At 71.9% G+C, this 14,077-nt stretch carries 16 protein-coding genes and 3 tRNA genes; 6 read left to right on the top strand and 13 right to left on the bottom strand.

The features are described 5' to 3' along the window. Positions 1-159 precede the first annotated feature (159 nt). The gene (locus tag AB0B85_RS08370; RefSeq protein ID WP_357404909.1) at positions 160-549 is read right to left on the bottom strand and encodes a PPOX class F420-dependent oxidoreductase; all 390 of its coding nucleotides are present in this window, start codon (positions 547-549) and stop codon (positions 160-162) included. A 54-nt stretch (positions 550-603) separates the two neighbouring features. Between AB0B85_RS08370 and AB0B85_RS08365 the strand changes: the two genes are divergently transcribed. After that, positions 604-1,383: a class I SAM-dependent methyltransferase gene (locus AB0B85_RS08365; protein WP_357404907.1), complete on the top strand. Its 780-nt coding sequence runs from the start codon at positions 604-606 to the stop codon at positions 1,381-1,383. A gap of 43 nt (positions 1,384-1,426) precedes the next feature. On the opposite strand, the gene AB0B85_RS08360 is transcribed toward AB0B85_RS08365, so the two are convergent. After that, entirely contained in the window at positions 1,427-1,714 is a 288-nt protein-coding gene (locus AB0B85_RS08360; protein ID WP_357404905.1) for a hypothetical protein, read from the bottom strand. A gap of 176 nt (positions 1,715-1,890) precedes the next feature. Between AB0B85_RS08360 and AB0B85_RS08355 the strand changes: the two genes are divergently transcribed. After that, positions 1,891-2,748 carry a 3-hydroxyacyl-CoA dehydrogenase family protein gene (locus AB0B85_RS08355; protein WP_357404903.1) on the top strand — a complete coding sequence of 286 codons (858 nt, stop codon included), beginning with the start codon at positions 1,891-1,893 and terminating at the stop codon, positions 2,746-2,748. A 22-nt stretch (positions 2,749-2,770) separates the two neighbouring features. After that, the gene (locus AB0B85_RS08350) at positions 2,771-3,514 is read left to right on the top strand and encodes an enoyl-CoA hydratase/isomerase family protein (RefSeq protein WP_357404901.1); all 744 of its coding nucleotides are present in this window, start codon (positions 2,771-2,773) and stop codon (positions 3,512-3,514) included. Between the two features lie 66 nt (positions 3,515-3,580). Here the strand turns inward: AB0B85_RS08350 and AB0B85_RS08345 are convergent, their stop codons facing one another. Then, positions 3,581-4,924 carry an ABC transporter substrate-binding protein gene (locus AB0B85_RS08345; RefSeq protein WP_357404899.1) on the bottom strand — a complete coding sequence of 448 codons (1,344 nt, stop codon included), beginning with the start codon at positions 4,922-4,924 and terminating at the stop codon, positions 3,581-3,583. A gap of 155 nt (positions 4,925-5,079) precedes the next feature. On the opposite strand from AB0B85_RS08345, the gene AB0B85_RS08340 reads away from it, so the two are divergent. After that, the gene (locus AB0B85_RS08340) at positions 5,080-5,469 is read left to right on the top strand and encodes a hypothetical protein (RefSeq protein ID WP_357404897.1); all 390 of its coding nucleotides are present in this window, start codon (positions 5,080-5,082) and stop codon (positions 5,467-5,469) included. Between the two features lie 53 nt (positions 5,470-5,522). On the opposite strand, the gene AB0B85_RS08335 is transcribed toward AB0B85_RS08340, so the two are convergent. Further along, positions 5,523-5,963 (bottom strand): hypothetical protein, encoded by a 441-nt coding sequence (locus tag AB0B85_RS08335; RefSeq protein ID WP_357404895.1) that lies wholly within the window; start codon positions 5,961-5,963, stop codon positions 5,523-5,525. Between the two features lie 125 nt (positions 5,964-6,088). Here AB0B85_RS08335 and AB0B85_RS08330 point away from each other — a divergent pair, with 125 nt between their 5' ends. Then, the gene (locus AB0B85_RS08330; protein WP_357404893.1) at positions 6,089-6,796 is read left to right on the top strand and encodes a DUF2786 domain-containing protein; all 708 of its coding nucleotides are present in this window, start codon (positions 6,089-6,091) and stop codon (positions 6,794-6,796) included. Positions 6,797-6,872: 76 nt separating this feature from the next. Here the strand turns inward: AB0B85_RS08330 and AB0B85_RS08325 are convergent, their stop codons facing one another. Then, complete coding sequence (locus AB0B85_RS08325) at positions 6,873-7,400, bottom strand: SRPBCC family protein (protein WP_357404891.1); 528 nt, start codon at positions 7,398-7,400, stop codon at positions 6,873-6,875. A 165-nt stretch (positions 7,401-7,565) separates the two neighbouring features. Here AB0B85_RS08325 and AB0B85_RS08320 point away from each other — a divergent pair, with 165 nt between their 5' ends. Next, on the top strand, positions 7,566-8,435 hold the full coding sequence (locus tag AB0B85_RS08320; protein ID WP_357404889.1) for a hypothetical protein: 870 nt from the start codon (positions 7,566-7,568) through the stop codon (positions 8,433-8,435). Between the two features lie 73 nt (positions 8,436-8,508). Here the strand turns inward: AB0B85_RS08320 and AB0B85_RS08315 are convergent. From AB0B85_RS08315 to AB0B85_RS08280, 8 genes are all read right to left on the bottom strand, one after another. Then, a tRNA-Phe gene (locus AB0B85_RS08315) sits at positions 8,509-8,582 on the bottom strand. A gap of 99 nt (positions 8,583-8,681) precedes the next feature. Further along, positions 8,682-8,755, bottom strand: a tRNA-Asp gene (locus AB0B85_RS08310). Positions 8,756-8,786: 31 nt separating this feature from the next. Continuing rightward, positions 8,787-8,859 (bottom strand) — tRNA-Glu (locus AB0B85_RS08305). A 154-nt stretch (positions 8,860-9,013) separates the two neighbouring features. Further along, on the bottom strand, positions 9,014-9,793 hold the full coding sequence (locus AB0B85_RS08300; protein ID WP_357404887.1) for a polysaccharide deacetylase family protein: 780 nt from the start codon (positions 9,791-9,793) through the stop codon (positions 9,014-9,016). A 75-nt stretch (positions 9,794-9,868) separates the two neighbouring features. Then, positions 9,869-10,813 carry a MerR family transcriptional regulator gene (locus AB0B85_RS08295; protein WP_357404942.1) on the bottom strand — a complete coding sequence of 315 codons (945 nt, stop codon included), beginning with the start codon at positions 10,811-10,813 and terminating at the stop codon, positions 9,869-9,871. After that, positions 10,803-11,423 carry an isopentenyl-diphosphate Delta-isomerase gene (idi, locus tag AB0B85_RS08290; protein ID WP_357404886.1) on the bottom strand — a complete coding sequence of 207 codons (621 nt, stop codon included), beginning with the start codon at positions 11,421-11,423 and terminating at the stop codon, positions 10,803-10,805. The genes AB0B85_RS08295 and idi overlap by 11 nt, the downstream gene beginning before the upstream one ends. After that, positions 11,420-12,901 (bottom strand): phytoene desaturase family protein, encoded by a 1,482-nt coding sequence (gene crtI, locus AB0B85_RS08285; protein ID WP_357404885.1) that lies wholly within the window; start codon positions 12,899-12,901, stop codon positions 11,420-11,422. Before crtI ends, idi begins: the two co-directional genes overlap by 4 nt. Positions 12,902-12,929: 28 nt before the next feature. After that, entirely contained in the window at positions 12,930-14,069 is a 1,140-nt protein-coding gene (locus tag AB0B85_RS08280; protein WP_357404884.1) for a polyprenyl synthetase family protein, read from the bottom strand. Positions 14,070-14,077: the final 8 nt, after the last annotated feature.

Raw genomic sequence — 14,077 nt, 5'->3', positions numbered from 1 at the left:
CCGGGTGTCCCGGTTGTGGGGGGGGTGGGGGCCCGGCGCCGGGGCCCCCCCCCCCTCCCCGGGGGGGGCTCTGTCCGGGCACCTTTTTTCGGGGGGGGGGGGGGGGCCCCCCCCCCCCCCCCCCCTTCTCGATGTCCGGAGCGAAATCTGACCACACCCTCAGCGCGCGTCCTCGGCAAGCGTCACGCGGATGCCGACAGTGCTGCCCTCGCCGCCGCGCAACCGGCTGCCCAACAGGCTCAGCCGGCCGACCAGCCGGTACTTGTGCTTGAGCAGATCACGGACCCGACCGGTGTCGGCGCCGCCACAGATCGTGGCGTGCCCGGCCACCGCCGCCCCGTGCGGACGCCCCCGGATGTCGCAGGGCGCCACTGTCACCTGGCCGTTGTTGCGAATCCGCTTGACCTTGCCCGAGTCGGCCCGGGTCCAGACCGCCAACGCCTCACCGTCGCGGACCGCCCAGACCGGGGTCGGCACCGCCCGACCATCCTTGCGGAAGGTCGTGAGCAGCAGATACTTCTCGGCGGACAGCCGGTCTAGCGTGGTCACGCCGCCAGGATACGGCCGCTACCGGCCGCTGAGTGGACAGATAGCGTGAACGTCGTGACAGCTGAGCCTCAAATCGGTGACGTGATCGGCGAACTGCTGCGGGACACGCTCGCCGTGGCCACCGGAGTGGGCCCCCGACCGATGGTCGGCGGCCGACTACCCCGGCCGGTCATCGAGATCATCGAGCGGGACGATGGTTTGATCAATGGCGCTCCGGCCGCGCACTACCTGGACGGGCCGTCGGAGTGGCAGCCGTACGACCACCGGGCCGTGGACCGGGTACGTGGCGAGACGCTCGACATCGGCACCGGCGCCGGCCGGATCGCGCTCCTGCTCCAGGAGCGCGGCGTACCGGTCACCGGGCTGGACACCTCCGCGGGTGCGCTCGCGGTCAGCCGGCGTCGTGGTGTCCGGCGGCTGGTGCACGGCACCGTCGACACGCACGTCGCCGACGGGCGGCGCTACGACACGTTCCTGCTGCTCGGCAACAACCTCGGGCTGTTCGAGGGGCGGCAACGGGCCCCCGGCTTCCTGGCCGCACTCGCCGCGCTGGCCCGACCGGGAGCGCAGATCATCGCGCACGGCACCGACCCGTACGGCACCCGCGACCCGCTGCACACCAGCTATCACGAGCGCAACCGCCGGCGCGGCCGGCTCGGCGGTCAACTCCGGCTCCGGCTGCGCTACCGCGAGCTGAGCACCGAATGGTTCGACTACCTGGTTTGTTCGGCCGACGAGTTCGCCGCGCTTGTGCACGGCAGCGGCTGGCAGCTGACCGATGTGGACGACCGGGACGCCCCCTACTACCTGGCCACCCTGCGCCTCGCCGAGTGAGCTACGGCCCCCGCACCAGCGGGTGCGAGGGCCGTCGTACCGCTCAGACCTGGACGGTCGGGGGAAGCTGCTCGGGCGGGAGGCCACCGTCGCCGTCGACCACCTCGTCCGGCTGGCCGTCCTCGTCGATGTCGACCATGGTGATGTCCACCTTGCCGTCACCGTCGGTGTCGAACTGGAACAGGTCGGCCTTGCCATCGCCGTCGGTGTCCACCACCCACACATCGGTCTTGCCGTCGTTGTTGGTGTCCGCGCGCAGCAGCTCGACCCGCTCGTCGCCCCGGGTCTCCACGATCTCGGAGTCGGTGACGTGCTCCGGTGCCTGGCTCATGTCGACTGGTCCTTCCCTCGATTGACGGGCCGTCATTACCCGATCCCGCGCTCCCCCAAGCATGGTCCGGATCGTCGCGCTGTCTAGGGTCGCAGCATGAGCGAGCGGAGCAGGCGAATCACCCGGCTCGGTGTGGCGGGGACCCCGCGCGCCGGCAGGCGGGACAGGGAGGCGTGATGAGCGAACGTTTCGTGGTCGTCGGTGCCGGCACGATGGGGCTCGGCATCGCGTACGTGGCGGCCGGGGCCGGGCACGCCGTCGAACTGGTCGAGGTGGACCCGGAGCGGGGCAGAGCCGCGCTGAACCGGCTCGCCGAGCTGTGGGAACGGGCCGTGCAGCGCGGCAGGTTGAGCGCTGACGAGGCCGCCACGCATCGGCAGCGGGTCACCCTGCGCCCGACGCTCACCGAGGTCGCCGCGAACCCCGACGTGATCGTGGAGGCGGTGCCGGAGCGGCTCGACCTGAAGCGGGCGGTGCTGCGCGACGCCGCGGCGCTACACCCGGCGCTGCTGGCCAGCAACACCTCAAGCATCGCCATCGGTGAGCTGGCCGCCGGGCTGGACGCGCCAGCGCGTTTCCTGGGCCTGCACTTCTTCAATCCCGTCTGGGCGATGGCCCTCCTGGAGATCGTGGTCGGCCCGGCCACCGCCGAGGAGACCACCGCCGCGGCCGTCGCGCTCGCCGGCCGGTTGGGCAAGGACCCCGTCGTCGTACGCGACCTGCCCGGCTTCGCCACCTCCCGGCTCGGGGTCACCCTCGGGCTGGAGGCGATCCGGATGGTCGCCGACGGGGTGGCCAGCCCCGCCGACATCGACAAGGCGATGGTGCTCGGCTACCGGCACCCGATCGGGCCGTTGGAGCTCACCGACCTGGTCGGCCTCGACGTGCGGCTGGACATCGCCCGCACCCTCCAGGCCGCGTACGGGGACCGCTTCGCACCGCCGCCGCTGCTCGTGGAGATGGTGGCCGAGGGGCGGCTGGGCAAGAAGTCGGGGCACGGCTTCTACCTGTGGAAGGGCGGGGTCAAGCAGTGAGCACGAGGAGTGGGTGGGCGCGGTGAGCGGACTGCGGATCGAGGAGCGGCCGGACCGGCTGGTGGTGACCCTGGACCGGCCGGAGAAGCGCAACGCCATCGACGCCGACCTGATCGGCGAGCTGCACCAGCTCTGCGCCGAGCTGGAAGCGCGCCCCCGGCTGCTGCTGCTCACCGGCGGTACGGCCGGCATCTTCGCCGGTGGCGCCGACATCGCTCAGCTCCGGGAACGGGGTCGCACGGACGCCCTGGCGGCGATCAATTCCGCCGCCTTCGCGCGGATCCGGGCGTTGCCGATGCCGACGGTGGCCGCCGTCGACGGGCCGGCGCTGGGCGGCGGCGCGGAACTGGCGTACGCCTGCGATCTGCGGGTGTGCACCGCGCGGGCGGTCTTCGGCCAGCCGGAGGTGCGGTTGGGGATCCTGGCCGGCGCGGGCGCGACGCACCGGCTGCCCGCGTTGATCGGTGAGGGTCGGGCCAAGGAGCTGCTCTTCACCGGCCGGCGGGTGGACGCCACTGAGGCGTTGCGGATCGGGCTGGTGAACCGGGTGGTGGACGAGCCCGACGAGTTGCTCACGGTGGCACACGGGGTGCTTGACGAGATCGCCCTGGGTTCCCCGCTGGCGCTGCGGTTGACCAAGCTGGCGGTGGACGCACCGGCGGCCGCGCACCCACATCTCGACCTGGTCAGCCAGGCGGTGCTCTTCGAGGACGAGGAGAAGCACCGGCGGATGACCGATTTCCTGGAGCGCCGCCGGCCGCGGTGATTACCGCGAACGCAACGGCCGCACCGACGCTCGCGCCGGTGCGGCCGTTGCTAGCCGAGGATGGTGCTACTGCCGGATCTGCACTCCGCTGTCGGCAAGCGAACGGATCACCGAGGCCGACTCACCGAAGCCGATGATCAGTACGGCGTCCGCGCCGAAGTCCTTGATCTCCTTGGCGCCGCTGGAGAAGTCCACCGGGGTAGCCTTGGCGTCGGCGGGCGGGTCGTAGGTGAGCAGCTTGAGGCGGTCGCCGGTGATGCCGGCCTTCTCCAGCTCGTCACGGACGGTGCCCTGGAGGCCCTCGCCGTAGGAGTCCTTGCGGGCGACGATGACGATCTTCTGCGATCCGTCGCGGAGGATGACGTCGGCGAGCGCCCGGCCCTGCAGGCTGTCCGGCGGCGCGGTGCGAAAGTAGAGACCGCCGTCGTCCACGTCGGTAAGGCTGCTGTCGGTGTTGGAGGGGGAGAAGAGGATCTTCCCGGCCTGCACCACGTCCGGCAGCACGGCCCGGGAGATACCCGAACCACCCGCGCCGATGATCACGCTGACGCCGTCCGTCACGTGCTTTGCCACCGTCGCCTTGGCCACCGCCGGGTTGGTGCCGTCGTCGCCGTCCACCCACGTCACCGGCTTGCCCAGCGCGCCACCAGCGGCGTTGATCTCCCGGATCGCCAGCGCGGCACCGGCCGCCATCGGCGGGTAGGCGATCGACAGGTCACCGGTCTTCGGCAGCAGGCCGCCCAGGATCAGCGGCTTCTGGTCGGGGTCCACCGTCGGCCGCTGCTTCTTCGGCTTCGGTGGTGCCTTGGTGCTCGCCGCCGACTCGATGCCCGCGCCGACGAACTCGGTCTTGCCGTCGTTGATCTGCTGCCCGTCGAAGGTGAGCGTGGCGTAGCTCGCGGTGGCCGGCTCACCCTTGTCGGTGAAACCCGCCCGGGTCAGCGAGACACCCCGGTACTCGACGTCCTGGCCGTTACGAGCCAGCGCGAGGCAGGTCGCCGGGTCCTCGCAGCGCTGCCCGTCGTTCGTCACGGCGACGATCTGCTTCGCGATGGCGGCCGGGTCGGTGCTTCCGGCCAGCTGAGCGGCGAGCACGGCGACCACCACCGCGTCGTACGTCTCGGCCGAGTACACGTAGTCCGTCAGCGCCGGACTGACGGTCTTCAGTCGGCTCTTGAAGTCCTCCGGTAGCGGTACGAGAGGCGTGGTGCCCTTCATCCCGTCGACGAGACTCGCACGTTCCTTCAACTCCGCGGGATAGGTGTTGAGCATGTTGCCGTCCGTGCCATAGAGGCGCACCTGTTGGGCGCTTGACTCCTTGGCCTTGTCATCCCCACAGGCGCTTGTGGCGAGCAGGATCGTCGCGCAGGCAGCCAGTGTGGCCACCCGCGAGCGGCGTGATACGAACATGGTCGTCCTTCCTCCGGCGAAGGTCCGCTGCGCACATTAGCGTGCCGAGGCCATCGGCGGGACCGTGGAGGTGGCGTAATGCGCAGGTAGCTGGCGTTGAACACGGACAGTGACGGTCGTCGGGTCGCTTGACCGCCCGTCCTACTGTGCGCTGCGTGACGGACCTACCACAGCAGACGTTCGATGACGCGACCGCCGTGCTCCGCTCGGCGCTGACCGGGGATGGGGACGCGGTGGTGGGCGCATTCGACGCGGTCGTCGACCGGGCCGGCCTCAGCGGCGCGTACGGAGTGGCCTGGTGCCTGGCCGCGACGATGGTCGGCGATGCGCCGGCCAGCAGCGGGGCGGCCCTCGACTTCCCGGGCATCGATCAGGCCGACTACGACACCCGCTGGGTGGCCCGCTTCGTCAGCGCGTACGCCAATCGGGACGAACCGACCGGAGAGGCGCTGTTCGGCGCGGCGGCGGCCGACGGGCTGCTCCCGGACTGCCTGCTCACCCTCGCCGGCTCGACGATCGCCACCCTGCGTAGCCGCGCAGAGTGACACCCGTCGGGTCGCGACGTCCGGCGGGACGGACGCCGCGCCCGCACTGTCGCTCAGAACGCGTGGTACGCGATAAGGGGCTCGTACTCGTACCGCAGGTTCTCGAAGCGGATCTGGAAGTTCACCCCGTCCCGGACGTTCGTCGCCACGGTGGTCCAGCCCGAGTTGGCCGGGAGGTAGGTCCAGTAGTTGCAGGCGCTCGTCTTGTCGACGAAGATCACGCACGCCTCGGTGGCGTACACGCTCGCGTTGCGGACGTTGATGTCGCGGCAGCGGGTGGTGGTGCGGTACTGGCCGGCTGAGCCGCCGTAGCGGCCGGTCTCGAAGTACGACCGGACCGCGCCGCCGTAGCAGGTGGCGAGTGGGGCGAAGGCGTTCGGCCCGGCGGAGACCGGGGCGACCGATCCGGTCGGTTCGGCCTGCGCCGGTGTGCCGGCGAAGAGCAGTGCGGTGGCCGTGGCGACGGCGAACAGTCGAGCGGTTGGGGATGGCATGCATTCCTCCGGAAGCGGGTGGTTGACCGTCCGTATTGGACTGATCATCGATCGTGACGATGATAACGATCGATCGATTTCAGCGCGGCCCCAATGACGTCCGACCCGTGTGATAGCTCTTAGTCATGTCCGAGGCCATGCTCAGCAAGGTCCGTAAGCTGCTCGCCCAGGCTGAGGACCCGGCCTGCACACCCGCCGAGGCGGAGGCGTTCACCGCCAAGGCGACCGAGCTGATCGCCCGTTACGGCGTGGACCGGGCGCTGCTCGCCGCCCGTGATCCGACCACCGACCCGGTCGGCGACCGGGTCCTGGACATCGTCGCCCCCTACGCCCGCGACAAGGTCGGCCTGCTCGCCGCGGTCGCCGAACCACTGCGCTGCCGCTGCGTACGCCGCCGGCAGGGCAACGGCTTCGCGCTGCACCTGTTCGGCTTCGCCAGCGATCTGGAACGGGTGGACCTGCTCTTCACCTCACTGCTCGTGCAGGCGGCACACGGCCTGGCCGCCACCGCCGTGCCGGTCGACGATCACCCGGCCGCCTTCCGCCGGTCCTGGCTTGCCGGTTTCGCCGAGGTGATCGGCGGCCGACTCTGGGCGGCGGAAACGGCGGCGGCCAGCGAGTCGGGGACCCCGTCGGTGGCGCTGGTGCTTGCCGATCGGTCGGACCGGGTGCAGCGGCGGCTCGCCGAGCAGTACCCACGACTGCGCACCGCTGCGCCCCGCAGGCTGGGCGGCACCGGCTTCGGGTCCGGGGCGGAGGCCGGCCGCCACGCGGACCTGGGTGGCCGCGACCTTGGCGGCAACACCAGACCGGCACGGCAACTCGGCCGCTGACTGTCACCCGGCGGCTCGGGTCGCTGCCCTGACCGCGGTGGCTCGGAGCCCCGTCCGGACGGCCGAGTGGCTGCGGTCAGCCGGGGGTGGTGGGCTGGTGGCGGGAGACCGTCGCGACGTAGCGGGTGAGCAGCTCATGCCAGCCGACGGTGAGCGCCTCGCGATAACCCTCGGCAGCCTCGCCGTGCCGGTCGAAGTGCCGGTGCTCCAGCTCGACCCGGGTGCGCTCCGGCCCTTCGGACTGGAACAGCACCTCGACCTCACTCGCCCGGGCCGGGTCCGGCACCGGCGCCCGGTCGGGGCCGATCTGCCAGACGAAGACCAACCGGCGCGGCGGGTCCCAGGTGAGCACCCGACCCCAGTCGGCGCGGAAACCGTACGGGCCGATCTCGTAGAGCATGCCGCCGGCCTGCGGCTCCATGCCCAGCTCGGCCAGCGCGTCCGGGCCCGACCAGGTGTACTCGGTGACCCACCAGTCGGTCAGCTCGTCGGTGAAGACCGCGAACGCCCGCTCGGCGGAGTGTGGGACGTGGAGGCTGCACCGTAAGGAGAACCGGTCGACGTCCTGCCGGATGTCGGCCGGATCAGTCATTTCCTGTCCCATAGGCCCGGACCATACCGGCTGATGCCCGCCTGTGCAGCTTCGCGCGGTGCCCGGTTCCAGACAGGCCGCCGTCGATCCGCCACGGACGGGATGGCCGACCGGAAAGCGGGTAACCGCGCCGAACGGCCCGGACGACCGGGCCGGTGTGCAGGCGGGTGGGAGAGCATGAGCGAGAGCGCGCAGCAGCGGGAGCCGGACCGGGTGGACCCGGACGTCCTGCTCGACATTCCGAAGGTGTCCGTCGACACGATCCGACTGGCGGTCGACGGCCTGGACGCCGACCTCTCGCTGCGGGCCCGGGTGGCCAACCTGATCCAGGTCGACGCCGGCGTACGGGTGCGGCTGAGCAGCGGCGAGCTGGACCTCGACGGGGTGCACGCCGAGGCTCAGCTGCGGGTGCGGTTGGAGCAGCTGACCACGATCCTCAGCAGAGCGCTCGACACCCTCGACCACAACCCGCAGATCATCGAGGCGCTCGCCCGGACGGCCGTCAGCACTCTCGACGACGTGCACCGCCGCGTACCGCAGTCAGCCGACCGGGCGGTCGAGGCGTCGGCACGCCGCTCCGACGGTGTACTCGACGGGACGGGGGCGCCGGCCGGTGGCGGTGGGTCAGCGGAACGGCCACGACCGGAGTCCGGCGCCATGCCCGAGCGCCACCCGACCAGCCGGCGACACGGGGAACGGCACCACCCGGCCGGGCAGCGACCGGCAGGTGGGGGTGAAGAGCAGCGGCCGGCAGGTGGAGGTGAAGGGCAGCGGCCGTCCGGGACCGGTCGGGGCACCGAGGGCCCGGCGGAGCCTTCGACCGGGCAGGCCCGCAACCGACCCGGCCCGTTGCCCGCCGTCGGTCCGGGCCCGTCCGGAGCCGATGACGGCGGCGGTGGTCCCCTGGGTGGGGCGCAGGCCGCGGCGCAGAGCGCGGCCCAGCTCGCCGAGCAGGCGGGGGAGACACTGCGACAGGCCGGGCGCAGCGTGTGGGAGGCGATCCAGAGCGGCGTGGCGCAGCACCGCCAGCAGGGCCGTGACGGCTGACGGCCCCCGAACAGCAAGATCCCCACCTGCGAATCCGCTGGTGGGGACCTCTGTAGCCCGGCGAAAGGCTATGTGGCCAGGGGCGGGGTCGAACCGCCGACCTTCCGATTTTCAGTCGGACGCTCGTACCAACTGAGCTACCTGGCCGTACTGCTCGGCCCATGTTACCCAACAACCGGACGAACCGACGGCCGGGCGACATGCTCCGATACGCAGAACGCCGCGCGAGGCGCGGCGTCAGCGCTGCGGTCCTGACGGGACTTGAACCCGCGACCTCCGCCTTGACAGGGCGGCGAGCACTCCAACTGCTCCACAGGACCTAGCTTGTGTTGCTCCGGCTTGCGCCGGTCGTGCCCCCAACGGGATTCGAACCCGTGCTACCGCCTTGAAAGGGCGGCGTCCTGGGCCGCTAGACGATGAGGGCGGCCCCGCCATCATTGCACACTCGCAACTTCAAGCGGACTTGCTCCCATCCGGCCCCGCCGGAGGCTTGGAAAGCATACGTGATGCCCGGTCGGTGAACAAAATCGGTATCGGCAGGGGGTCGGGTTGGGTCATAACCGCAGGTCAAAGGCGGTCTAGTGGAGCTGGGCGATGCCGAAGCGCTGCTTCAGGTCCGCGATCACATGGGGGCAGGCGGCGAGCGTCGCGGCCCGATTGCCGCCCCCGTCGTGCAGCAGCACTATGGCACCGGGCCGGGCGGCGGCGTGGACCCGCTTGCCGATCGTGGCGGCGCTCGGCTTGTCCCAGTCCTGTGGGTCGACAGACCAGTGCAGGGGGCGCATGCCGAGCTCCTTCGCCACCGCGAGCACCTCCGACGTCCACCGGCCACCCGGCTGCCGGTAGAAGGACACCTTCGCCCCGGGCACCGCGGCCTGGATGGCCCTGTTGGTGCGGTCCAGGTCGGCCCTGATCTCGGCGACAGGTCGCCGGGCCAGGTCGAGGTCGTGCCGCCAACTGTGGTTGCAGAGCTGGTGTCCCTCGCGGACGATCCGGCGAACCAGCTCCGGGTGGCGTTGCGCCTCGCGACCGACGACACAGAAGGTGGCAGTCACCTTCGCGGCCCGCAGTTGGTCGAGCACCTTCGGGGTCCAGGCGGGGCTGGGCCCGTCGTCGAAGGTCAGCACCACCGGGCGCGCACCGGTGGTGCGCCGCAGGCCGGCGGGGAGCTTGGCCGGCAGTGGTCGTAGCGGCGGCTTGGGCGGCTTGGCGAGGGTCGGGTGCGGCGATGGGGCGGGCTTCACCGATTTCGCGGGCCGCGGTGCGGCGGCGGGTGCGATGGTGCGTTCCGGCTGGGCACAACCGGACAAGACCAGCGCCATGGCGAGGACGGACGCCAGAACGGCGCGGGCTTGCATCTGCTCGCTCCCGGAGGGGTCGGGGTAGGCGGACCCCCGACGGTAGTTCACGTCCAGATCTGGGCGACAGTGCGGTCAGTCACGCCTCGACTGGTCCAGCGAGTCCCGTACCGCGACAGCGAGCGAGACGGCCTCGGCCAGGTCGACCGGCCGTACCACCCCCGCCGGCAGCGTGTCGGCTCGCCAACCGGGGCCGGCGGCCAGCACCAGCAACGGGCGGCGGGGTGCCGCCAGCAGCGCGCTGAGCTGATCCGGATCGGCGGTGGCCCGGGTGTGCGACCAGAGCACCACGGCCGCCGGTCCGGTCCGGTTGACCGCCTCCAACAGAGCGGCGACCGGCACCCGTGCGCCAAGCGCCCGGTAGCTGACCCCGGCCTCCGCGAGCGCGGCGGCCAACGCCTCCAGCGGCAGCGTGTGCTGCTCCTCGTCCGCGCCGGAGAGCAGAATGCGGGCCGGACCGGTGGGAACCTTGACCCGGCTGGCCGCCGAGAGGGCCGCCGAGATGCAGCGCGACACCAGGTGTTCCACCTCGATCAGGCCGGCGGTGGCGGCGTGGCGCTCGCCGATGCCGGCGAGGACCGGGCGCAGCAGGCCGTCCCAGGTGGCGACGACCCCGCCCGCTGCCAGGGCGTGCGCGATCGTCTCGCTGATCGCCGCCGCGTCCAACCGCATGGCGGCGCGGGCCAATCCACGGGCCGCCGGTCCGGCGCGGCCCACCGGGATGGTCCCGCCGCCGTCCCGGCCGGGTCGGTGGACCCGGCCGGAGGTGACGGTGTCGGTGGGCGCCGGATCCGGTGCCTGGCGGGCCCAGCGGGCCGCCTCGGCGGGGCTCACCCCCTCGGCGGTGAGCCGTCGCATGATCTCCAGGCGGGCCAGGTCCGTGGGCGTGTACCGCCGGTGGTGACCGGGGATGTGCTCGCTGGGCCCGAGCCCGTAGCGCTGATGCCAGGTGCGCAGGGTGGTCACCGCGACCCCGATCCGGCGTGCGACAGCGCCCGCGCTCAGCGCCTCATCGACCACCCGACCGCTCCGCCGTGTCATCCGCCGACGATCCGGACGGGGTCACGGCCGGACCGGGAGGGCCCGACGCGGCACCCGAGGGGTGCAGCAGCCGGTTCACCACCCCACCCAGCCAGGGCGCGTACGACCGCGGGTCGAGCTCCAGTTCGGCTTCGAGTGCGGCGGGGTCAGCCCACCGCAACTCGGCGACCTCGTCCGGGTCGGGCAGTAGTGGGGCCGGGGGCCGGAAGTCGCCGCGCAGCACGTGGTCGTACTCGAATTCGACCCGACCGGTGGCCGGGTCCTCGGCGTAGTAGACGTAGACGCCGACCTCGGTCAACTCGACCGGGCCCGCGCCCAACTCCTCGCGCAGCCGCCGGTTGGCCGCCTCGGCGAGTGACTCGCCCGGCCGGGGGTGGCCGCAGCAGGAGTTGGCCCAGCGCAGCGGGAAGCGGGTCTTGACGGCGGCCCGGCGTTGGAGCAGCACCTGACCGTCCGGGTCCACGAGCAGCACCGAGAAGGCCCGGTGCAGCTGCCCCGGAGGCTGGTGTGCCGCCGACACGGTCAACTCGCCGTGGGCCTTGCCGGCCTCGTCGACCAGCTCGACCAGGTGCTCCTCTCGGCTCGTCATCGACCTTCCCCACTGATTCGACCGGCGGCGAGCTTGCCGGAGATGAGCACCATCGGTACGCCCACCCCGGGCTGGGTGCCGGAGCCGACGAAGACCACGTTCGGCAGGTCGCGGTGCAGGTTCGACGGGCGGAACGGGCCGGTCTGGAAGAGGGTGTGCGCGGCGGCGAACGGGGTGCCCGCGGCCATCCCCTGCTCCTCCCACTCGGCGGGGGTGATCGCCCGCAGCACCTCGACCCCGGCACCGAAGCCGACGTAGCCGCGCTCCTCCAGGGTGCCGATCAGTTGGTCGCCGTAGCGCTGGGTCAGGTCGCCACGCCAGTCGAACGGAGCCCGGTGCAGGTTGGGCACCGGAGCGAGCACGTAGTAGGTGTGCCGGTCCGCAGGGGCCACCGACGGATCGGTGCGGCTCGGGTTGGTCACCAACAGCGACGGATCGGTCATCAACTCACCCCGCCGGATGACCTCATCGAAGGTGCCCTTCCACGCGCGTCCGAAGTGGATGTTGTGATGGGCGATCTTTTCATACGCCTGTCGCGAGCCGACGTGCAGAACGACGCAGGACGGCGAGTAGGTGAGCCGTCGTGCCGGAGCGGCCGGGAGCAGGTCCCGGTAGGCGATCGGCAGGTCGGGGTTGAGCACCACCACGTCGGCCCGCACCAGCTCGCCGTCGGCGGTGAGGACGCCGGTTGCCCGACCGTGCGCCGTCTCCACCCGGGTCACCGTCGTGTCGTAGCGGATCTGCACGCCGTGCTTCTCGGCGGCGCCCGCCATGGCCCTGGAGACCGCGTGGATGCCGCCGCGCGGGAAGTAGACCCCGGCCACCGAGTCGAGGTACGCGATGACCGCGTAGATGGCAAGCGCGTCGTGCGGCGCGAGGCCTGCGTACATCGCCTGGAAGGAGAAGATCCGCTGGGTACGCGGGTCCCGGAAGAACTGGTTGATCTTTGTCTGGAGTCGTCGGAAGGCTCCGCCGCCGAGCAGCTTGAGGAGGTTGCCGGTGATCAGGTCGGTCGGCGCGTCCAGATTGCGTTCGATGAAGTCGGTCCGCTCCAGCCGCCACAACTCGCGGGCGTAGTCGACGAAGCGCAGGTAACCGTCGGCCTCGCGCGGCCCGCAGACCCGGGAGATCTCGGCGGCCATCCGGGTGGTGTCGGTGAGCACGTCAAGGGTCGAGCCGTCCGGGTAGTACGCCCGGTAGGCGGGGTCGAGCGGGGTCAGGTCGAGCCAGTCGGACAACTCCTCACCGACCGCACCGAGCGCCTCGGCGATCAGGTCGGGCATGGTGAGCACTGTCGGGCCGGTGTCGAACTCGTAGCCGTCCACGGCGAGTCGACCGGCTCGCCCGCCGGGCACCGGCTCGCGTTCGAGCACTGTCACCTGCCGGCCGCTGCCGGCGAGGTGCAGCGCGCAGGCGAGCCCGCCCAGTCCGGCCCCGACGACCACCACCCGGTCCGTCCGCCCTGTCACCGTCCGCACGTGACCATCTCCTCGAAAAAGTCGCTCATCAGGCCCGCCGGTTGGTGGCGGCGGTGGTCAGACCGGTCAGCGCGGTCCGCGCCGTCCGGTCCACGGGTGCGCTGTCGAGCGCCGCCAGCGCGTCGCTGACCCGCTCGGAGATCATCCGCTCCACCCGGGCCACCGCGCCGGTCTCGGCCACCAACTCGGCGAGCCGGTCGGGTTCGTCGCCGGCCCGCTCCAACGCCCTGAGCTGGGCCGGCGTGGCCAACTCCCGAGCCAGCACGAGCAGCGCGGTGGGCTTACCGGTGCGCAGGTCGTCGCCGGCCGGCTTGCCGGTGGCGGCCGGGTCGCCGTAGACCCCGAGCAGGTCGTCGCGGAGCTGGAACGCCTCGCCGACGGCCAGGCCGTAGCGGCTGTACGCGGCGACCAGTGGATCGTCGGCGGGCACCCCGGCCAGGCAGGCACCGAAGAGCAGTGGCCGCTGGACGGTGTAGCTGGCGGTCTTGTAGCGGGCCACCCGCAGCGCCCGGTCGACCGACCAACTGGCCGGGTCGTTCTCGCCGAGCACGTCGAGATACTGCCCGGCGACCGTCTCCACCCGCATCAGGTCGTAGCAGCGTCGCACCTCGAACAGGCGGGCCGGTGGCACCGCGGCATGGGACAGCAACTGGTCGGCCCAGACCATGCAGAGGTCGCCGATGAGCACGGCGACGGCCTCGCCGAACCGCCCGGGATCACCGCGGTGGCCAGCCTGGATGTGCTGTTCGGCGAGCGCGACGTGTGCGGTGGGCCGGCCACGGCGGGTGGTGGAGGCGTCCATCACGTCGTCGTGCACCAGCGCGAAGGTGTGCAGCAACTCCAGCGCGGCAAGTGCGGGCAGCACCGGCGACAGGGCCTCGTCACCGCCGACCGCCCCGCGCCAACCCCAGTAGGCGAACGTGGGCCGGATCCGCTTGCCGCCGACGAGGACGGCCTCCCGGGCGGACGCGGCGAAGGCGCCCATCGAGGTGTCGATCTCGGCGAGCGAGTCGACCTCGGTGGCGAGGAAGGCCGCCAGCGTCTCGTCGACAGCCGTGACCAGCTCATGGGTGTACGCGGCGAGCACGGCCTGGACCGGGTCGTCCCGGTCGGCCGGTACTGCCGCCGCCACACGAGTCGCATTACCCGCAACTGCGTCGTTGGCCATGCGGCTGA

It is taken from the genome of Micromonospora sp. NPDC049044, assembly GCF_040649215.1.
In the GTDB taxonomy this organism is placed as follows: domain Bacteria; phylum Actinomycetota; class Actinomycetes; order Mycobacteriales; family Micromonosporaceae; genus Micromonospora.
This window is presented reverse-complemented; position numbering and strand designations above follow the sequence as displayed.